13 protein-coding genes are annotated in these 20,174 nt (G+C 71.5%); 8 read left to right on the top strand and 5 right to left on the bottom strand.

The features are described 5' to 3' along the window. Positions 1-161 precede the first annotated feature (161 nt). The 5 genes from ACWCRA_RS07790 to ACWCRA_RS07810 all read right to left on the bottom strand — a co-directional run bounded on the left by ACWCRA_RS07790 (position 162) and on the right by ACWCRA_RS07810 (position 8,169). Positions 162-2,447 carry an ATP-binding protein gene (locus ACWCRA_RS07790; RefSeq protein WP_351552086.1) on the bottom strand — a complete coding sequence of 762 codons (2,286 nt, stop codon included), beginning with the start codon at positions 2,445-2,447 and terminating at the stop codon, positions 162-164. A 611-nt stretch (positions 2,448-3,058) separates the two neighbouring features. Further along, complete coding sequence (gene ispG / locus ACWCRA_RS07795; RefSeq protein ID WP_451067028.1) at positions 3,059-4,243, bottom strand: flavodoxin-dependent (E)-4-hydroxy-3-methylbut-2-enyl-diphosphate synthase; 1,185 nt, start codon at positions 4,241-4,243, stop codon at positions 3,059-3,061. Further along, positions 4,240-6,087, bottom strand: a complete 1,848-nt coding sequence (locus tag ACWCRA_RS07800) for a 1-deoxy-D-xylulose-5-phosphate synthase (protein WP_451067029.1) — start codon at positions 6,085-6,087, stop codon at positions 4,240-4,242. The genes ispG and ACWCRA_RS07800 overlap by 4 nt, the downstream gene beginning before the upstream one ends. Before the next feature lie 5 nt (positions 6,088-6,092). Then, a complete protein-coding gene (locus ACWCRA_RS07805) occupies positions 6,093-7,190 on the bottom strand; it encodes a polyprenyl synthetase family protein (protein ID WP_351552095.1) in 1,098 nt (365 codons plus the stop codon). A gap of 28 nt (positions 7,191-7,218) precedes the next feature. Further along, a complete protein-coding gene (locus ACWCRA_RS07810; protein ID WP_351552098.1) occupies positions 7,219-8,169 on the bottom strand; it encodes a 4-hydroxy-3-methylbut-2-enyl diphosphate reductase in 951 nt (316 codons plus the stop codon). A gap of 339 nt (positions 8,170-8,508) precedes the next feature. On the opposite strand from ACWCRA_RS07810, the gene ACWCRA_RS07815 reads away from it, so the two are divergent. The 8 genes from ACWCRA_RS07815 to ACWCRA_RS07850 all read left to right on the top strand — a co-directional run bounded on the left by ACWCRA_RS07815 (position 8,509) and on the right by ACWCRA_RS07850 (position 20,099). Then, positions 8,509-9,792 (top strand): IS701 family transposase, encoded by a 1,284-nt coding sequence (locus ACWCRA_RS07815; RefSeq protein ID WP_451067030.1) that lies wholly within the window; start codon positions 8,509-8,511, stop codon positions 9,790-9,792. Between the two features lie 88 nt (positions 9,793-9,880). Further along, on the top strand, positions 9,881-11,053 hold the full coding sequence (locus ACWCRA_RS07820; RefSeq protein ID WP_351552179.1) for a 3-deoxy-7-phosphoheptulonate synthase: 1,173 nt from the start codon (positions 9,881-9,883) through the stop codon (positions 11,051-11,053). 85 nt (positions 11,054-11,138) lie between these two features. Then, positions 11,139-11,909, top strand: coding sequence for a 2,3-dihydro-2,3-dihydroxybenzoate dehydrogenase (locus tag ACWCRA_RS07825; RefSeq protein ID WP_351552103.1), 771 nt, complete (start codon positions 11,139-11,141; stop codon positions 11,907-11,909). A gap of 181 nt (positions 11,910-12,090) precedes the next feature. Continuing rightward, a complete protein-coding gene (locus ACWCRA_RS07830) occupies positions 12,091-12,828 on the top strand; it encodes an isochorismatase family protein (protein ID WP_351552106.1) in 738 nt (245 codons plus the stop codon). Beyond that, complete coding sequence (locus tag ACWCRA_RS07835) at positions 12,825-14,789, top strand: anthranilate synthase family protein (protein ID WP_351552109.1); 1,965 nt, start codon at positions 12,825-12,827, stop codon at positions 14,787-14,789. The genes ACWCRA_RS07830 and ACWCRA_RS07835 overlap by 4 nt, the downstream gene beginning before the upstream one ends. 915 nt (positions 14,790-15,704) lie before the next feature. Next, positions 15,705-17,321 carry a class I adenylate-forming enzyme family protein gene (locus ACWCRA_RS07840; protein WP_351552112.1) on the top strand — a complete coding sequence of 539 codons (1,617 nt, stop codon included), beginning with the start codon at positions 15,705-15,707 and terminating at the stop codon, positions 17,319-17,321. Next, positions 17,318-18,724 carry a protoporphyrinogen/coproporphyrinogen oxidase gene (locus tag ACWCRA_RS07845; protein ID WP_451067031.1) on the top strand — a complete coding sequence of 469 codons (1,407 nt, stop codon included), beginning with the start codon at positions 17,318-17,320 and terminating at the stop codon, positions 18,722-18,724. Before ACWCRA_RS07840 ends, ACWCRA_RS07845 begins: the two co-directional genes overlap by 4 nt. 28 nt (positions 18,725-18,752) lie before the next feature. Further along, a complete protein-coding gene (locus ACWCRA_RS07850; RefSeq protein ID WP_351552118.1) occupies positions 18,753-20,099 on the top strand; it encodes a protoporphyrinogen/coproporphyrinogen oxidase in 1,347 nt (448 codons plus the stop codon). The last annotated feature ends 75 nt before the right edge of the window (positions 20,100-20,174 follow it).

The raw sequence follows: 20,174 nt of genomic DNA on the forward strand, positions 1-20,174 counted from the left end.
GCCCCGTCCGGACGCGGCGCGCCGGGGACGAGACCGAGACCGAGACCGAGGACGACCTCGTCACCGCAGCCGGCCCCGGGCCCCGAGGCGGAACGACCGGAGGCCGGCCCGTGTCTCACGGGCCGGCCTCCTTCTGGTACGCACACGGGCGCATCGCGCGGCTACTCGCCGGCCGCCACGGTGGCCTCGGCCCGGTTCACCATCCAGCTCGCCACCTGCACCCGGGAGGAGCAGGCCAGCTTGCGCATGATCTTCCGGAGATGGTTGACGGCGGTCCACTCGGCGATGCCGAGCCTGCGGGCGATCTCGCGGTTGGTGAGTCCGCCGGCCACCAGCTCGGCGACCTCCTGCTCGCGCTGGGTGAGCGGGTTGTTCCGGCCGACTCCGTCACGGGAGACCTTGTCGCAGCTCAGTGGGGTGAGAGCTGCGGCGATCGCCGCGTCGGGGCCCATCCGCGCGCCGGCGGCGGCCAGTTCCAGGGCCTCCTGGTCGCCGAGGCGCACCCGGGTGTTGGCGACGACGGACTCGACCTCCATCTTGGTCGCGGCGGGTGCCACGCACCCCGCGCCGGCCCGGATTCCGGCCGCGGCGCCGAAGGAGCCCGCGGCGCGCCGCCAGCTCTCGGTGGCCCGGCCCCGGCAGCGGGTGAGCAGAATGGCGAACTTCTCCAGTCCGATGGCGCTGGCCGACAGATGCTTCAGATCGGCGACCTGGAGCAGGGCCTCCTGGTAGAGCTCGATGGCGCTGTCCTGGTCGCCCATGGCGAAGGCGACATCGGCGCGGACGAAGTTGGTCAGGGCGATGTTGCGGAGGTCCTGGGTGCGCTGGAAGAGCACCAGGGACTCCTCGGCGACCGTCTTGGCGGTCTGGAGGTCCCCCGCGAACCGCCGGCAGTCGGCGAGGTTGCGCAGCGCCTCGGCGTGTTCGCCCGCGTCGTCGAGCCAGGCGATGGAGACGCACTCGTCGAGCCGGCGCTCCGCCTCGGCGAGGTCGCCCCGGTAGTAGGCGACGAGCCCGGAGCGCCGCATGCAGCCGGCGATTCCGGCGCTGTCCCCCAGTTCCTCGTACTTGGCCCGGGCGCGCGCCAGCCAGTCCTCGGCCGCGGACAGCTCGCCGGCGCAGAGCAGGAGTTCGGCGAGGGTCAGCTCGCCCTTGGCGGTGACGTCCAGCGGGATGCCCTGGCCTCCGACGCTCCGTTCGAGCCAGCCGATGCCGTCCCGGACGACCCCGCGGGCCTGCCAGTACAGCCGCAGCGCGGAGGCGATCCGGACGATGCTCTCCCGGTCGCCGGAGGCCCCGAGATGGCGGAGCGCGGTGGAGATGTCGGGGAGCCAGTGGTCGATCTGCTGGAGCCAGCGCCCCTGGCTCGGTCCGCGCAGCGCGATCTCCGCGGTCTCCACCAGGCGCAGGCAGTGGGCCGCGTGGTCGGCGTAGACGACGGCGGCGTCGCCCTCCTCCCGGAGCCGCTCCAGCAGGTACTGGCGGGTGAGGCTGAGCATGGTGATCAGCAGATCGCCGTCGGAGCACTCCCGGGTGCGCAGCAGGCTCTTGTCGACGAGGGACTCCAGGAGCTGCTGGGTCTCGCCGGGGTGGGTGGTGGATATACCATGCGCGGCGGAGAATTCGAACTCTCCGTGGTACATGGCGAGCCGGCCGAGGAATGAACGTTCCTGCTGTGTCAGCCCGCGGAGGCTCGACTCGATCGCGGCCCGCATTCCGCGGTGCCGGGAAAGCGTGTCGAACTCCGCGCCGGAGAGGCTGTCCAGGTCCTCGTCCAGCTCGGCCAGCAGTCGGTGCGGTGAGAGCAGCTTCATCCGGGCCGCGGCGAATTCGATGGCCATGGGCAGCCCGTCGGTGCGAACACAGAGTCGGGCGACGACATCGAGATTCTCCTCGGTGAGGACGAATTTCGGCCGGACCATACGGGTCCGCTGGACGAACAGCCGTACGGACGGAACGCGTTGCAGTGTGGCGATGGAACCGGAGTCGCCGGGCTGGGGCACCCCGAGCGGGTCCAGCCGCAGGAGTACCTCCCCGTACACTCCGAGCCGTTCGGGGCCGGTCACCAGAACGGTGAGACCGGGGCATTCCTTGACCAGCCGGGTGACAAGGGGCGCCAGTACGGCCCGGTGGTCGCAGCCGTCGAGGGCGAGCAGGAAGTGGCGGCCGCGCAGATGGTCGACGAGCCGCTCGCGCGCGGGCCGCGGGTCGACCGCGGCACCGAGCCCGAGCATGGCGGCGAGTATCTCCTCCATGTCCGTGCGGGAACAGACCTCGTTGACATTGAGATAGCGACCGCCGTGTGCGAATTTTCCAAAAGCGTCGTCGAAAACGGCCGCCGCCAGCCGGCTCTTGCCGACGCCGACCGGTCCGGTGACCGTCAGGATGCTGATGTCGGGTCTGGATATCCGGTGACGCAGTTCGGCGAACTCTGACTCGCGTCCCACAAGTCCGGGGGTGGAGACGGAAACAATGCCGCTGCGCTCGATTTCCAGTCCCCTGTCCACGATGCCTTGATGGGCTGCATTCATGAGCAATCCCTTCCGATGCCTATCGAGATAAACGCGCTCCACCGTGTTATTTCGTAAAAGCGATCTTCAGGCCATTAGGACTTCATCACGACTCATCAACCGGCAACCCCCGTCATGCTGAGCCCCCCCTCGACATGGCGCCAACACGTTACCCCGACACCGAAGTTGGCCGCATCCCTCACCAATGGGGCACACAACACCCCTGTTACGCCTCCGTGGTGGCTGAAAACAACCGCCACCCGAAGCCCTCACGACTCGTGTCAGCATTGGCACAGGGTAGTAAAACGCAGCTCAGCACCACAGGCCACAAATGGCTGAATCCCACGGGAGAACTCTGGCCAAGGAGTTTTGGATGTACTATGCATCGGACGTGCTGATCATGCAAGTATGCACGGGATGCGTAATTCCGCTTGTGTGAATTCTCCCGCAACTTTCTGAACAAGGTTCCATATATGCGACAACGGCCCGCCAGAAGATCTGGCGGGCCGTCGTGGACGGTCCTGGAGTCACCGGCAATACGGAATGCCTCAGTCCGCTGAGCCGGGCACCACCACCACCGCGCCCGGCGCTCCGCCGGCCTCGGCCTCCCGCTCCTCCGCGATCCGCATGGCCTCTTCCACCAGCGTCTCCACGATCCTCGACTCGGGCACGGTCTTGATGACCTCGCCCTTGACGAAGATCTGGCCCTTGCCATTGCCGGACGCCACGCCGAGGTCCGCCTCACGGGCCTCACCCGGCCCATTGACCACACAGCCCATCACGGCGACGCGCAGGGCGACCGGGAAGCCCTCCAGGGCCGCGGCCACCTTCTCCGCCAGGGTGTGGACATCGACCTGGGCCCGTCCACAGGAGGGGCAGGAGACAATGTCCAGCCCGCGTTCGCGCAGGTTGAGGGCTTCCAGGATCTGATTTCCGACCTTGACCTCCTCCACCGGCGGCGCCGAGAGCGACACCCGCAGGGTGTCCCCGATGCCCTCCGCCAGCAGCGCCCCGAAGGCGACCGAGGACTTGATCGTGCCCTGGAAGGAGGGGCCGGCCTCGGTGACCCCGAGATGCAGCGGATAGTCGCACTGCGCCGCGAGCTGCCGGTACGCCTCGATCATGACCACCGGGTCGTTGTGCTTCACCGAGATCTTGATGTCCCGGAAGCCGTGCTCCTCGAAGAGCGAGCACTCCCACAGCGCCGATTCGACCAGCGCCTCGGGGGAGACCCGGCCGTACTTCTTCAGCAGCCGCGGGTCCAGCGAACCGGCATTGACACCGATCCGGATGGGAACGCCCGCGTTCGCCGCTTCCTTGGCGATGTCGCCGACCTTGTCATCGAACTTCCTGATATTGCCAGGATTGACCCGGACCGCCGCACAGCCCGCCTCGATGGCGGCGAAGACATACTTGGGCTGGAAATGGATGTCCGCGATCACCGGGATCTGCGACTTCCTCGCGATGACCGCCAGCGCGTCCGCGTCGTCCTGGGAGGGCACCGCCACCCGGACGATCTGACATCCGGAAGCGGTCAGCTCGGCGATCTGCTGGAGCGTGGCGTTGATGTCGGAGGTCAGCGTCGTCGTCATCGACTGCACCGAGACCGGCGCGTCCCCGCCCACCGGCACCGAACCGACCATGATCTGCCGGGAGACCCGGCGCCTGGCGACCGGCGGCAGCGGCGGCGGATCGTTTCTGAGGATCGGTATGCCCAGATCAACACCGGTCATCGCGCGTCCCCCCAGTTTCCCTGTTCCATCAGCCGGGCCATCTCGTCGTGCAGGCCGCCCGGCGCCACCGGGCGGTCCGTTCCCTCCGTACCGCTGATCTCCTCGACCACCGCGCGCGAGACGCTCTGCGCGGTGAGCCCGCAGTCCGACAGCACATCGGCGCGGCTGCCGTGGTCGAGGAAGCGGCGCGGAATGCCGAACTCGCGCAGCGGGACGTGCACCCCCCGGTCCCGGAGGAACTGCGCGATGGTGGAACCGACGCCACCAGTGCGGCTGTTGTCCTCGATGGTGACGACCAGCCGGTGGCGGCGGGCCATGTCCGCGAGCGCCGGGTTGACCGGGGTCACCCAGCGCGGGTCGACCACGGTGGCGCCCAGGCCCTGGGCCCAGACCAGCTCGGCGACCCGCAGCGCCATCGGGGCCAGCGCGCCGACCGAGACGATCAGCACATCGAGCGGGCCCGCCCGGTGCAGGACGTCGATCCCGGAGAAGGTGGCCCGGGTCGGCAGGTCCTCACCGGTCGGCCCCTTGGGGAAGCGCACCAGCGTGGGGCCCTCCTCCCAGCTCACCGCCTCCTCCAGCAGCTCGGCCAGCCGGGTGCCGTCCCGGGGGGCGGCGATCCGCAGACCGGGCACCACCTGGAGGATCGACATGTCCCACATGCCGTTGTGGCTGGGGCCGTCGTCACCGGTGACCCCCGAGCGGTCCAGCACGAAGGTGACGGCGCGGCGGTGGAGCGCCACATCCATCAGCAACTGGTCGAAGGCGCGGTTGACGAAGGTCGAGTAGATGGCGACGACCGGGTGGACACCGCCGATGGAGAGCCCGGCGGCCATGGTGACCGCGTGCTGCTCGGCGATGCCCACATCGACCACCCGGTCCGGGAAGCTCTTCTGCATCGGCAGCAGACCGGTGGGCTCCAGCATCGCCGCGGTGATCGCGACGACCTCGGGACGCTCCTCGGCGATCCGGACGATCTCCCGGCCGAAGACCGAGGTGAAGGAGGGGCCCGAGGACTGCCCGAGCGCCCGGCCGGTGACCGGGTCCATGGGCCTGATGGCATGGCCCTTGTCCAGCTCGTTGTTCTCGGTGTGGGCGAAGCCCCGGCCCTTCTCGGTGACCACGTGGACCACCACGGGCCGGCGCAGCTCCCGGGCGTCGCGCAGCACCCGCTGGAGCGCCGCCGTGTCGTGTCCGTCGACCGGGCCGAGATAGGCGAGCCCGAGCTGCTCGAAGAGACCGGGGCCCGGCTTGCCCGCGCGCAGCTCGCCGAGGTGGTCGGCGAAGCCGCCCCGGGTGGGGGCGTAGGAGCGGCCGTTGTCGTTGAGCACGACGACCAGGGGGCGGTCGGGGCCGCCGGAGATGTTGTTGAGCGCCTCCCAGGCCATGCCGCCGGTCATCGCTCCGTCGCCGATCACCGCGACGGTCGCCCGGTCGGTGACGCCCCGGTGCGCGTCCGCGCGGGCCAGGCCGTCGGCGTACGAGAGGGCGGTGGAGGCGTGCGAGTTCTCCACCAGGTCGTGTTCGGACTCGGCGGCACTCGGATAGCCGGAGAGCCCGTCGCCCTTGCGCAGCCGGTCGAAGCCGCCGGCCCGGCCGGTCAGGATCTTGTGTACGTAGGACTGGTGGCCGGTGTCCCAGAGCAGCCGGTCCTTCGGCGAGTCGAACACGCTGTGCAGCGCGATCGTCAGCTCCACCACGCCCAGATTGGGGCCGAGGTGGCCGCCGGAGCCGGACACGCGGTCGATCAGGAACGCGCGGATCTCCGCCGCGAGTTCGTCGAGTTGTGCGGGGTCGAGTTCACGCAGCCCGGCCGGGCTGTGCACGGTCTCCAGCAGCGACATTTCCCTCACCGGTTACGGTAGGCGACTTCGTAGGCCATCTCGGTCAGTTCCGTGCGCCAGGCCGCGTCCAGCCGCGCCTGGTCGATCGCCCGGACGGCCTGGTCGACCAGGCCGGTGATGCGCTCCTCGATCCGCTCGCGGCTCTCGCCGAGCCGGTCGAGGATCTCCGCGGTGTCCCACTCCTTCCGGGAGATCAGCTTGCGGACCCGCTCGTCGCGCTGGGCCGCCTCGGCGAGCAGCAGCGTCATCTTGTGCTGCTCCAGGTCGAGTCCGACCGGTTTGCCGGCGGCCCCGCTGTCACCGAAGGTGCCGATGAGGTCGTCGCGGAGCTGGAACGCCTCGCCGAGGGTCTCGCCGTACTCCTCGAACGCCGGGGCCAGGTCGTCCCGGCCGGCCAGCGCCGCGCCGAGGACCAGGGGGCGGTGGATGCTGTAGCGGCCGGACTTGCAGATCGCGACCCAGCGGGAGAGCTCCGGCTCGATCACGCCCTCGGCCGCCACGGCCATGTCGAGGTACTGACCGATCTGGATCTCGGTGAGCATCTCGCCCCAGATATCGCGGGCCGCCGGGGGCAGATCGCGGGTGAGGCGGTCGGCGAAGATATTGGCCAGCACCCCGGAGATGATCGCGACACCCTCGCCGTACCGGCGCGGTTCGCCCAGCCAGTTCCGCTCCCGGTGGCCCCGGGTGTGGTGGGTGTGGACGGCCGGGGTGCCGCGCCGCAGTTCGGAGGCGTCCAGCACATCGTCGTGGATGAGGGCGCCGGTGTGGATCAGCTCCACACCGGCCGCGCTGTCCACGACCGAGGTCTCGGCCGGGTCGCCGCCCGCGGAGAGGAATCCCGCGACGCAGAACGCGGGCCGCAGCCGTTTGCCGCCCGCGGCCACCAGCGAGGTCACCGCGTCGACCGGTACGGCTCCCCGGTCGTCCACCGCGGCCCAGCGCAGCCGCTCGGCCGCCAGAAACGCGGTGAGCCGGTCGTCGACCCGCCGCATGATGTCGAACCGGGTCCGCCGGGCCTCGGAGAGGACCGGTTCACCGGATGTGCCCGGGGTGCCGGTTCCCGGGACCTGAGGAGCACTGCCCACCGTGGGACTCACCATCTCGACCTTCCTTGTCTCGCGGTCGCTGTCAGCCGGCCGGTGCGGGATCGACCAGCCTCGCCGGGGGATGGAACACGATGTCCTCCTGGGCGACCTGCTCCAGTTCGACATCGGAATAGCCGCACTCCGCCAGTTTTTCGAGGAGTTCCTCGACCAGGATCTCGGGAGCGCTCGCCCCGGCGCTGACCCCGACCGTCTCCACGCCTTCGAGCCAGCTCTCGTCGAATTCGGTGACATCGGGCACAAGATAGGCGGGGGTGCCCAGCCGGGCCGCCACCTCGACCATCCGGATCGAATTGCTGGAGTTGCGCGAACCCACCACCAGAACGAGATCGCTGCGCGGTACGACAGCCTTGATCGCGTCCTGGCGATTCTGGCTCGCATAGCAGATGTCGTCGGTTCCGGGACCGCTCAGATCCGTGAAGCGCCGGCGCAGCACATCGATGATGCCCCGGGTCTCGTCGACGGACAGAGTGGTCTGGGTCAGAAAGGCCACCGGGGTGTCGGCGGGCAGGTCCAGGCGCTCCGCGTCCTCGGCGGTCTCCACGATGAGGGTCTGGTCCGGGGCGTGCCCATAGGTCCCCTCGACCTCCTCGTGCCCCTCGTGGCCGATCAGCAGCAGCGTCCTGTCCTCCCGGGCGAACCGCTTGGCCTGCTGGTGCACCTTGGAGACCAGCGGGCAGGTCGCGTCGATGACATCGAGGCTGCGGAAGGCGGCGTTCTCCCGCACCTGCGGCGACACGCCGTGGGCGGAGAACACACAGACCGCGCCCTCCGGCACCTCGTCCTCGGACTCCACGAAAATGGCGCCGCGCTGCTGGAGCAGGCGCACGACATAGTGGTTGTGGACGATTTCCTTGCGCACATAAATGGGTGCGCCATAACGCTCAAGCGCAAGCTCAATAATGGAAATCGCCCGGCGCACTCCGGCACAGAAACTACGAGGTTCCGCGAGGAGCACCTTCTTATTGAGCCCCATCTCAGCTCCGCTTCCTACGCATAGATTCGGTGCCGCCCAGGGGGCGACACCACTGCCAACTTCCCCTTGATCACCGGCCTCTAGACTCTGACGTTCGGGTCACCGCCCGGTCAACTGCCGAATTGCCGCGAACACGAAGTAGTCATGCGCACGGGCAGGCCCAACCGCTGAACCTTGTCATCCCATTGTCATTCAACTGGTCAACGGTCGATTCCTAATGTGGAGCGCGAGCCGAAGATCGCAGCGACTCACTCGCCACGCAAGATCACAGCGCTGCGGCGCCGGGTCGCCGCGCGGGGCGACGGCGCCCGATCGCAGCGCACCGACCGGAGGAGTCGCATGAGGACTGTCAGCCCGCAGTTGACCGCTGACGTGCCGCCCCTGTGGAGTTTGCCGCCGGTCTCCCGGGGCCCCGAGGCGGGGCCGGCCGGCGGTGACCCGGAGGCGGTGCTCCGAGACCTCTGCGCTCCGCTGTTCCAGTCGCTGCGCCGCAGCGACCAGCGCAGACGGGGAGCCGAGTACATCCGGGGCCTGCTCTCCACCCGGGGCCGCAAGTCGATACGGAACATGGCCGCGCTGATCGGCGGCAGCGGCACCGGGCAGAGCCTGCACCACTTCATCTGCAGCTCCACCTGGGACTGGACGCTGGTGCGCCGGGCGATGGCGGAGTATGTGATCCGGACCTCTCCCCCGAGGGCCTGGGTCGCCCGCCCCATGACGATCCCCAAGGTCGGCCAGCACTCGGTGGGGGTCAGCCGGTACTTCTCGCCCGACGAGGGCCAGGCCCTCAACGCCCAGCGGGCGATCGGCGTCTGGGCGGTCTCGGACCGGATGAGCGTGCCGCTGAACTGGCGGCTGCATCTGCCGGGTACCTGGATCAAGGACGGGCTGCGCCGCAACCAGGCGTCGATCCCCTGTGAGATCCAGCCCGAGACGCTCAGCGACTGCGCGCTGATGGCCTGCCGGGAGATGCTGGCCGGCGGCTGGGGTCTGCCGGCCCGCCCGGTGGTCGTCGACATCGGCGAGGCGGACCCGCTGGCCACCGTGGCCGGGCTGCACGCCGACGGCATCCCCTCGCTCGTCAGGGTCACCGGCGAGCTGCCGCTCTCCGTCACCGACGCGGCGCTGACCGGGCACGGCAGCCATCCGCTCCCCGCCGCCGACATCATGCGGGCCGCGCGCAACATGCGCCGCCCGGTGGTCTGGCGCGAGGAGGGGCCGCGCCCCCGGCGGCGCACCAGCCTGGTCACCGCGGTACGGGTCGCCGCACCCGGCACCGCCCGCCCGGGCTCGGGCGCCGCGGGCACCGACCGGGACGGCGGGCTGCTGCTCGTCGGGGTCGGCGAGACCAGCCGGCAGTGGCCCGCCGAGCTGTGGCTCACCGATCTGCCGGCCTCCCAGGCCGCCGCCGTGCCGCAGCTGGGCAGCCTCTCCCACCGCGTCGAGCAGGTCTTCGACGAGGTCACCGCCCAGGTCGGCATCCGGGACTACGTCGGCCGCTCCTACAGCGGCTGGCACCGGCACGTCACCCTGGCGTCGGCCGCGCACGCCGTCGCCGTGCTCTCCGCCGCCGCCGGCGCGCGACCGCCGGTGCGGGCGGCCCGCGCGGTCCGGGCCTCCTGATCCCCCGCGGCACCGTTTCTCCCGCTCCTCCCGCTCATCTCCCTCGCCCTCATCCCCCTGCTCGCTCATTACGGACGTGGAGGAGTCAGTGGACAACGATCTGCTGGACATCCGGTCGAGAACGGCCCTTCAGCAGCCCGACTGGGATCACGACCCGCGGCTCCCGGCGGTCCGCGGCGAACTGGCCCGCAGGCCCCCGCTGGTGCGGAGCGCCGATGTGCACCGGCTGCGGTCGGCGCTCGCCCGGGTCGCCGAGGGCTCCGCCCATCTGGTCCTGGCCGGCGACTGCGCCGAGGACCCGGCCGAGTGCACCACCGGTGATGTGGCCCGCAAGGCGGGCCTGCTCCATGTGCTGGCGGGCACCCTGATGATGGCCACCCACACCCCGGTCGTCCGGGTCGGGCGGATCGCGGGCCAGTACGCCAAGCCGCGCTCCCGCCCCACCGAGCGGGTCGGCGGGGTGGAACTCCCGGTGTTCCGGGGGCATATGGTCAACGGCCCGGAGCCCGACGCCGCCTGCCGCCGCCCGGACCCCACCCGGATTCTGGACGGCTACCGCGCCGCCGCCGCCTCGATGCGCCGGCTCGGCTGGCGCGAGTCCACCGCCCCGCACGAGGCGGACACCCCGGTATGGACCAGCCACGAGGCCCTGCTGCTGGACTACGAGATCCCGATGCTCCGCCGGGAGCCCTCCGGCGAGCTGCTGCTGGGCTCCACCCACTGGCCCTGGATCGGCGAGCGCACCCGGCAGCTCGACGGCGCCCACACGGCACTGCTCGCCCATGTGGTGAACCCGGTCGCCTGCAAGGTCGGCCCCGGGATGACCGCCGATGAGCTGGTGGCCCTCTGCGGGCGGCTCGACCCGCGCCGGGAGCCGGGGAGGCTGACCCTGATCGCCCGGATGGGCGCCGAAACCGTGGGGCGGGTACTGCCCCCGCTGGTCGCCGCGGTGCGCGCCGCCGGGCACCCGGTGATCTGGCTCACCGACCCGATGCACGGCAACACGGTCACCACCCCGACCGGGCTGAAGACCCGGTACGTGGAGACCGTCGTCCAGGAGATCCAGCGGTTCCGGACCGCCGTGCGGCAGTCGGGCGGGGTGGCCGGCGGGCTGCATCTGGAGACCACCCCGGACCAGGTCACCGAGTGCGTGACCAATGAGTCCCACGTCCATGAGGTGGCCGAGAAGTACACCAGCTTCTGCGACCCCCGGCTCAACCCCGGGCAGGCGACGGCCGTGGTGGCCGCCTGGCTCGGCTGAGCCCCGCCCGGCGCACCCCGCTCCCGTCCGCCGGGGGCCGCTCCACTCCGTTCGATCCGACGACGATGTGAGGGAGATCCGATCGATGAAGGGAAAGACAGCCCTGGTGACCGGGGCCGCGGGCGGTATCGGAGCCGCGGTGGCCGGAGCGCTCGGCGCGCTGGGCGTGCGGGTGGCGGCGGTCGACCGGGACGCGGAGCGGCTGCGCGAGACGGCGGAGAAGCTCACCGCGGAGGGGTTCACCGTCGTGCCCTTCCCGGCCGATGTCAGCTCAGCCGGCGAGGTGGAGGCCGTGGTCGCCGCCGTCGAACGGGAGCTGGGCCCACTGGACTTCCTGGTCAACGCGGCCGGGGTGCTGCGCCTGGCCACCGTCGACACGCTGACCGACGAGGACTGGTCCACCACCTTCGGTGTCAACGCGCTCGGGGTGTTCCTGATGTCCCGGGCGGTGACGCGCCGGATGAAGGAGCGCTCCCGGGGGGCGGTGGTCACCGTGGCCTCCAACGCGGCGGGCACCGCCCGGATGGAGATGGCGGCCTACTCCGCCTCCAAGGCCGCGGCGACGATGTTCACCAAGTGTCTGGGACTTGAGGTGGCCGAGCACGGCATCCGCTGCAATGTGGTGGCGCCCGGCTCCACCGACACCCCGATGCTCCGGTCGATGTGGCACGACGAGAGCGGCCCCCGCAAGACCGTGGAGGGCTCCCCGGCCGCCTACCGGGTCGGCATCCCGCTGAAGAAGGTGGGCGAGTCGGCCGATGTCGCCGACGCCGTGGTCTTCCTGCTCTCCGACCGGGCCGCGCAGATCACCCTGCACACCCTCACGGTCGACGGCGGCGCGACCCTCGGCACCTGACCGGGACGCACCCGACCGGGCCGCACCCGACCGGCCCGTACCCGACCGGATCGCACCCGACCGGATCGCACCCGACCGGATCGCACCCGACCGGTCCGTACCCGACCGGTCCGCCGCGGCAGACCGCCGCGGCGGACCGTCCGCAGCGAGCACTCCCAGCGAACGAGCAGAGGTTCACCAGATGCCCGGCATCCCCGAGATCACGTCCTACCCGCTGCCGACCGAGGGCGATCTGCCCGGCAACACCGCCCGGTGGGTCCCCGACCCCGCCCGTGCCGTGCTGCTCATCCATGACATGCAGCGGTACTTCCTGCGTCCCCTCGCCACCGCCGGGACCCTGCGCGACGAGCTGATCGAGAACGCCGTCGCGCTGCGGGAGCGGTGCGAGGCCCTGGGCATCCCCATCGGCTACACCGCGCAGCCCGGCGGGATGACCCCCGGCGAGCGCGGTCTGCTGGCGGACTTCTGGGGTCCCGGCATGCGGGTCGACCCCGCCGACCGGCAGATCGTGGAACCGCTGGCGCCCGCCCCGCACAACTGGCGCTTCACCAAGTGGCGCTACAGCGCCTTCCACCGCTCCGACCTCCTGGAGCGGATGCGGGAGCGGGGCCGCGACCAACTGATCATCTGCGGGGTCTACGCGCACGTCGGCATCCTGATGACGGCGGTGGAGGCCTTCACCCAGGACATCCAGCCCTTCCTGGCCGCCGACGCGGTCGCCGACTTCTCGGCCGCGGACCACGCGATGGCGCTGGACTACGCGGCCCGGCGCTGTGCGGTGGTCGGGCTGACGAGAACGCTGCTCGACGGGCTCGGCACCCCCGCACCGGACGCCGGGCCGCGGGGCGCCGGGCGGGCGACCTCCCGCCCGGGCGCCGGCCGGGAACTGGACCGGTCCGCCGGCAGAGCCGCCGTATGACCACCGAGAAGGAGACTTTCATGGCCCCCGGCCGCCCGCTGGAGTCGGTACTGGCCGCCGACCGGCCCCCCGCCTTCGCCCTGCTGCACCGCCCCGAGGCCACCGGACCCGGCTTCCTGGAGGTGCTGCTCGGCGAGGTGTCCACGCCCGCGACCCTGGCCGAACTGCCGCTCCCCGACGCGTCCGACGACCCGGACGGCGGCGCGCGCCACGACGTCCTCGCGGTCGTCCCGTACCGCCAGCTCAGCGAGCGCGGCTTCACCTGCGTCGACGACGGCTGCCCGCTGATCGCGATGTCCGTGACCGACCAGGAGACGGTGCCGCTCGCGGCGGCCCTGGAGAGCCTTCCGCAGCTCGCCGTGCGGCTCACCGATGAGCGGTTCGACGTCGACGACGAGAGCTACGCCGAGATGGTGCGCACGGTGGTGCGCGACGAGATCGGCCAGGGCGAGGGCGCCAACTTCGTCCTCAAGCGCTCCTTCACGGCCGAGATCACCGGGTACAGCCTGCACAGCGCGCTCTCCTTCTTCCGCCGGCTGGTGGAGCGGGAGTCGGGCGCGTACTGGACGTTCATCCTGCACACCGGGGACCGCACCTTCGTCGGCGCGACCCCCGAGCGGCACATCAGCCTGCGCGACGGCACCGCCGTGATGAACCCCATCAGCGGCACCTACCGCTATCCCGCGTCCGGCCCGAACCTCCCCGAGATGCTGGAGTTCCTCGCGGACCGCAAGGAGACCGACGAGCTGTACATGGTCGTCGACGAAGAGCTGAAGATGATGACCCGGGTCTGCGACGCGGATGTGCGGGTCGTCGGACCGCATCTCAAGGAGATGGCCCGGCTCGCCCACACCGGCTACTTCATCGAGGGCCGCAGCGACCGCGATCCGCGCGAGATCCTGCGGGAGACGCTGTTCGCGCCGACGGTCACCGGCAGTCCGCTGGAGAACGCCTGCCGGGTCATCAACAAGTACGAGACCCGGGGCCGGGGTTACTACAGCGGGGTGATCGCGCTGATCGGCCGGGACGGGGCCCGCCGGCCCACCCTGGACTCGGCGATCCTCATCCGCACCGCCGACATCGACAGCGGCGGCACGCTGCGGATCGGCGTCGGCGCGACCCTGGTGCGCCACTCCGACCCGGAGTCGGAGGTCGCCGAGACCTGGGCGAAGGTGGCGGGGCTGCGGGCGGCGCTGGAGAGCGACACACCGCTGACCCTCGGCACGCACCCCAGCGTCCGCTCCGCGCTGGAGTCGCGGAACGCGACGGTCGCCGGGTTCTGGCGGGCCGGCGGGGCGGCGGTCGGCTGGTCGGATCTGTCGCTGCCGGGCCGCCGGGTGCTGATCGTGGACGCCGAGGACACCTTCACCTCCATGCTGGAGCACCAGCTCCGCTCGCTGGGGCTCGATGTGACGGTCCGCCGGTACGACGAGCCGTACCGCTTCGACGAGTACGACCTGGTGGTGCTCGGGCCGGGTCCCGGCAATCCGAACGACGCCGCGCACCCCAAGATCGCGCATCTCGGCGCGGCGGCCCGCACCCTGCTGGCCGAGCGGCGGCCGTTCCTCGCGGTCTGTCTGAGCCATCAGGTGCTGAGCCTGGAGCTGGGGCTCCCGGTGGTCCGGCGGGACCGGCCCAACCAGGGCGTGCAGCGGCACATCGATCTCTTCGGCAGGCGGGAGAGCGTCGGGTTCTACAACTCCTTCGCCGCGCGCAGCGTGGTGGACCGGATTCAGCACCGGGCCCACGGCACGGTGCGGATCAGCCGGGACTCGCGGACGGGCGAGGTGCACGCCCTGCTGGGGGCGGGGTTCGCCTCGCTCCAGTTCCACGCGGAGTCGCTGCTCACCCGCAACGGTGTGCGGATCGTGGGCGAGCTGCTGAGCCGGATCGCGCAGACCGCGCAGACCGCCCCGGGCGCGCCGGCCGGGAGCAGAGCGGCGGTCCCGGTCGGGATGTGAGCGGACGGCCGGCTCCGGGTGCGCCCACCGCGCGGCGCGGAGCCGGCCCGCCCACCGGAGAGCCGCCTCCGGGGGCCCGCCGGGCCCTTCCGGGCGCGGCCCGGGGCCCTTCCGGGCACGGTTCCGGATGCGTCCGGGCGCGGTTCGGGGCCCGCCGGTCACGGGCCCGGAGCATTACCCGGGTATTACCGGCGGGTTGGCCCGGGGCACGGACCGGCGGCAATCGCGGCTAAAGGGATGGCTGCCGGGGGCAATGGCCCGCGCGGTACCGACCCGGTGCATGACGAATGATTTCCCGAAATAGGGGACCCGATTCAACGAGTCGGATATCCCTCGCGTGTCGCCCAGAACGACCACCGACTGTTTCGCGTCACCCCGCGCCCCCGGACGTCCGCGGGACACCGGGGCGGACGGCCCCGCGCGGCGCGGCGGCGGGCTCCCCGGGGCCCGCGCCGAACGGTCGTGCGGAAGCCGCCGAACGGGCGGTCGGGGGAGCCCGGGAGAGTCCGGGCAGGCCGGGGCCCCGCGCGCGGAGTGCACCGGAGCCCCAGCCCATCACGGGCCGGGGGGCTTGTCGATCAAGGTGGTTGAGATACGGCCAGGTTGCCCGGGACCGGGCACGGCCGCACCCCACCGCAAGGGCGCAGGCCCAGCGCCGTCACAGCGCGCCAGGGGCCGTGTCAACCCTCCAAATGATGGCTGGATCGTGCCATACCTCATTTGGCCAACTGCCAGGAAATTTGTCATTGTGTCGGCCGTTGGCGACTCGTAGCTTGTGGCTCGGCCAGACGTTATTCGGCGGACCGAGAGAGCGGCATCGCGGATTGGTGCCGCATTGCGACGAACTCAACTGGTGAGCTCCACACCCCGTCGGCCGTGCGTCTCGGAGCACTGGAACTTAACAGAGGAGTGCAAGTGAGGAAAGCCGACACACAACGGTTCGGAATAGGCGCGCTGTTCGATGTCTACGCTGATCTGGGGCGCACCACGGTCTTCCACCTCAGCCGCCCCTTCGACATCGCGCCCCTGAGCGGCACCCGGTACGACGTCCCGGGCATCGCCGCTCTGGTCGTCGAGGCCGCGGGCTGGCTCGCGGCTGCGGGCGCCAAACCGGGTGATCGGATCGCCATCGTCAAGGACAACCACTGGGACTGCACCCTGCTGGCCGCCGCCTCGGCCAGGCTGGGCGCCGTCCCGGTGATGATCTCGTCGACGCTGGCCCCCGAGTACCTCCGGGAGCTGCTGGTCCGCGCCGAGCCCTCGGTGACCGTGACCGCCTCCGGAGTGCTCTCCCGCTGCGAGAGCGCGGGCGTGGACCTGACGAAGTCGTCGGGTGCCACGGTCTGTCTCGACGCGAAGGCGCCCGGCACGGTGGCGCTGGACGACGTGCGGGGCGCCGACGGGCCGCCGCCGTTCCGGAGCCGCCGCCCGGACGAGCCGATGATCGTCACCCACACCTCGGGGACGACCGGTGTGCCGAAGCTGGTGGTGCACTCCGCCGACACCATCCTGGGCACGCTGGGCAAGATCGAGTCGATCCGCTGGCCGGTGGTGGCCACCCGGCGCGGCGACACGGTGGCGAGCGCCATCTCCTTCGTCCACGGGCGGAGCATCCCGTGGACGGTCGGCACCCTGCTGCTGGAGCCCCGCAAGGCCGTGGTGGTCGCGGACGACGATCCGGCCGTCGCCGAGCGGGTGTTCGCCGCCCACCGGCCCACCACGTGCGAGGCGCTGCCCAGCACCTTCACCCGCTGGGAGCGTCTGACCCGGACCCAGCACAATGTCTTCTCCGACGTGCGGCTGTACGTCAGCACCTTCGACGCCATGCACCCGCCGACCATCCGCCGCTTCCTGGCGGCCACCAAGCGCCGCCGGCCGCTCTGGCTCCAGGGCTGGGGCCAGTCGGAGGCGGGCCCGCTGGCGTTCCGGATGCTCACCCGGCGGGCGCTGGCGCAGACCGGCGACCGTCATCCGACCACCCGTCAGGTGGGCCGTCCGCTGCCCGGATTCACCCAGCTGAGGGTGGTCGACCCGGAGACGATGCGCCCGGTGCCCAACGGCGAGCGCGGAGTGGTGCTGGCGAAGACCACGGGCCGCTGTCTCACCTATCTGGGCGAGGACGCCCGCTGGCAGGAGAAGGCCAGGGGCGGCTGGTGGAACACCGGTGACATCGGGGTGAAGAGCCGTACCGGCACCATCTCGCTGCTGGACCGCGAGGTGGACGCCGTGCCCGGCGTGAGCTGCATCGAGCTGGAGGATGTGCTGACCGACCGGATTCCGCAGATCGAGGAGGTCGTGGTGCTCGGCACCCCGGGCGCCGATCTGCTGCCGGTGGTCTGCACCCAGGACGGTGGCGCGCTGAGCCCGGCGCTGTGGCGCGGGGCCGTCAAGGATCTGCCGGCCTTCGCCGACCCGGTCTATGTCACCTGGGACGAGATCCCGAGGACCGGCACCGGCAAGGTGCGCCGCGGTGAGCTGCGGGCACGGTATCTCGACGGCGCGGCCACCTACGGCACCGGACGGTGGACGTGAGCCCCGAGCTCCACGGCACGGCCGGCACGGCGGGGACCGACCTCGACGTGGCGGTGATCGGCGCGGGGATAGCCGGGCTCGCGACAGCGCACCGGCTGACCCGTGAGGGGCGCTCGGTCCAGGTCTTCGAGGCCTCCGACGCGGTCGGCGGCCGGATGCGGACGCTCCGGCGCGACGGCTACATCCTCGACCTGGGCACCGAGACCCTCGCGGCCAGCGGCTATCCCAGCACCTGGAAGCTGCTGGACGAGGTGGGCGTCTCCCCGGTGGACGTGCTTCCGGTGCACAGCGCCGTGGGCGTCTGGCGGGACGGCCGGGCGCACCCCTGGGTGGGGCATCCGCTGGGCGGCATCACCGGCGCCGGCCTCTCGCTGCGCGGCCGGGTGCACATGACCCGGATGGTGGGCCGGCTGCTGCGCGAGGCGGGGCGGTACGACGTGGACCGCCCGGAGGAGACCCCGCTGGGCGACACCACGGTGGCCGAGTTCGCCGACGGCTACCCGGCCGAGCTGCACGACTATCTGCTCCAGCCGGCCGTGGGCACGGGCTTCGGCTGGCTGCCGCAGCGCTCGGCGATGGGCCCGCTGGTCAGCAGCATGATCTCGACCCGTGGCATCTTCCGGTGGCGTACCTACCGGGACGGGATGGACATGCTCGCCCGGACCATCGCCCAGCAGGTCCCGGTGCACACCTCCCGGCCGGTCGCCGAGGTGGTGCCCACCGGCGGGGGCGTCCGGGTGGTCTTCGCCGACGGCGGGGAACTCACCGCGCGCCAGGTCGTCCTGGCCGTCCCGGCCCCGCTCGCGGCCAGGCTCCACCCGGCGATGCCGGCGGACGAGGCGGAGTATGTGCGGGCCTGCCAGTACGCGCCGATGGCGCGGGTGAGCTGTCTGCTGGACCGGCCGCTGGAGCCGAGGCGCGGACGGCTGGAGCCGCATGTGTACGCGCTGCTGATCCCGCAGACCGAGGACGATGTGCTCGGCGGTCTGACCGTGGAGCACAACAAGGCCGCCAACCGGGCGCCGCGCGGGCGCGGGCAGATCACCCTGCTCCCCGCCGCGGCCCGCACGGCGGAACTCCTGGAGGAGCCCGACGACGCCGTCGTCAGGACCCTGCTGGCACACGCCGAGCGGTATGTGCCCGGCATCCGGGACGCCTGCCGGGACGCGGTGCTGCACCGGTTCCCGTACGGCTCCATCGAGGCGGGCCCCGCCGCCCTGCGGGCCCGGCCCGCGTTCGTCCGCCGCCCGGCCAGGGCCGTGGAGTACGCGGGCGACTGGCTGGCGCTGCGCGCGAGCAGCGAGGGCGCGGTGCACTCCGCGACCCGGGCCGCCGAGCGGGTGCTGACCCACCGGGCCACCGCCGGGCGCGCCCCGCGGCTCGCCGCCCACCGAACTCTCTGACCCTTTTCTCTTCCCAAGGAGGCCAACCATGCCCAGGACTCGTCGCGTTGCGGTGGTCGGTGGCGGGATGTCCGGGTGCGCAGCCGCGCGCGAACTCATCATGGCCGGACGGGAGGTGACCGTCTACGAGGCCGCGGACGGCCTCGGCGGGCGCGCCCGCTCCTGGCACCGGCCGGAGATCGAGCCGGACACCGGGATCAACCTCTGGTTCACCACGTTCTACGGAGAGCTGTTCGACCGCATCAAGGAGTACGGCCTGGAGCACGACATGGTCGAGATGCGCAACAGCATGGTGGTGGTGGCCAACGGCAAGCCGGTGAACCTGGTCGCCGACGAGATCTCCACGCTCGTCAACTACGCCCACAGCGGGGCCTGGGACAAGCTGCGCTTCCTCGCCACCTCGGCGGCGCTGACGGCCAAGCGCTCGAAGCTGGACCTGTTCGAGCCGGAGCAGCTCGCCGCGTTCGACGACGGCACATCGGCGGCCGAGTGGGCCCGCGACGCCATGGGCGAGAACGCCTACCAGCATCTGATCCGGCCGATGATCGAGTCGTTCTGGCTGTGGCGCTGCGAGGAGATCTCGCAGGCGCACGTCATGGCGATGCTCGCCAATGTGGTGGGCTCCAAGTTCTATGTCTTCGGACGGGGCATGGAGACCGTCGCCGAGCGGATGGCGGGCGGTGCGGAGGTCCGGCTGAACGCCGAGGTCTCGGAGCTGTCCGTGGACGGCGACAACCGGATACGGATCACCGCGTCGGGCGCGGACGGCGACGCGGTCACCGACACGTTCGACGAGGTCGTGCTGGCCACCACCGCGCCGGTGACGGCGAAGCTGGCGGCCTCGCTGCCGCGTGAGATCGCCTCGCCGCACATGCTGCGGTTCGCCGAGACCCAGCGGTACGAGCCCGCGCTGTCGGTCTCCTTCCTGATCGACCGCGGCCGGATGCCCTCGGGCGAGCACATCGTGCCCGCCGGGCCCGGCACCCGCAGTGTGCGCAGCATCATCACCGTCCCGAAGACGCTGATCACGGACGACGGCCGGCACATCGAGAAGGAGCTGACCTTCGTCTACATGGGCCGCGAGGCGACCCGTGAGCTGATCGACGCTCCCGAGGAGGTGCAGTACGCCCGGGCGCTGGAGATGGCGCCCGAGCTGTGGCCCGCCTTCCCGAAGGACGCCGAGCCGTTCCACATCGTCAAGCGCCCGGTCGGGCTGATGTGGCCGGAGCCCGGCCGTTACCGCCGGGCGGCCCAGCTCGCCCGGGAGCAGCGCGGTCCGCTGGTCTTCGCCGGTGACTACCTGGGCTGCCCCACCGCCGAGGCGTCCATGCGCACCGGCATCCGTGCGGCCAACTCACTGTTGGCCACGACCTGATGGGTCCTCGTCCCTGAAGTCCGGCCCCGGGCCGGGACCGCTGTGCACGGCGGTCCCGGCCCGGGGCCGGGTGCG

Source organism: Streptomyces sp. NPDC001889 (genome assembly GCF_053594535.1).

What these genes read in the sequence shown, in the direction of transcription:
- ACWCRA_RS07850 (WP_351552118.1), top strand. Translation starts at nt 18,753, where the DNA reads ATGCCCAGGACTCGTCGCGTTGCGGTGGTCGGTGGCGGGATGTCCGGG.
- ACWCRA_RS07830 (WP_351552106.1), top strand. Translation starts at nt 12,091, where the DNA reads ATGCCCGGCATCCCCGAGATCACGTCCTACCCGCTGCCGACCGAGGGC.
- ACWCRA_RS07800 (WP_451067029.1), bottom strand. Translation starts at nt 6,087, where the DNA reads ATGTCGCTGCTGGAGACCGTGCACAGCCCGGCCGGGCTGCGTGAACTC.
- ispG (WP_451067028.1), bottom strand. Translation starts at nt 4,243, where the DNA reads ATGACCGGTGTTGATCTGGGCATACCGATCCTCAGAAACGATCCGCCG.
- ACWCRA_RS07835 (WP_351552109.1), top strand. Translation starts at nt 12,825, where the DNA reads ATGACCACCGAGAAGGAGACTTTCATGGCCCCCGGCCGCCCGCTGGAG.
- ACWCRA_RS07805 (WP_351552095.1), bottom strand. Translation starts at nt 7,190, where the DNA reads ATGGTGAGTCCCACGGTGGGCAGTGCTCCTCAGGTCCCGGGAACCGGC.
- ACWCRA_RS07825 (WP_351552103.1), top strand. Translation starts at nt 11,139, where the DNA reads ATGAAGGGAAAGACAGCCCTGGTGACCGGGGCCGCGGGCGGTATCGGA.
- ACWCRA_RS07810 (WP_351552098.1), bottom strand. Translation starts at nt 8,169, where the DNA reads ATGGGGCTCAATAAGAAGGTGCTCCTCGCGGAACCTCGTAGTTTCTGT.
- ACWCRA_RS07815 (WP_451067030.1), top strand. Translation starts at nt 8,509, where the DNA reads ATGAGGACTGTCAGCCCGCAGTTGACCGCTGACGTGCCGCCCCTGTGG.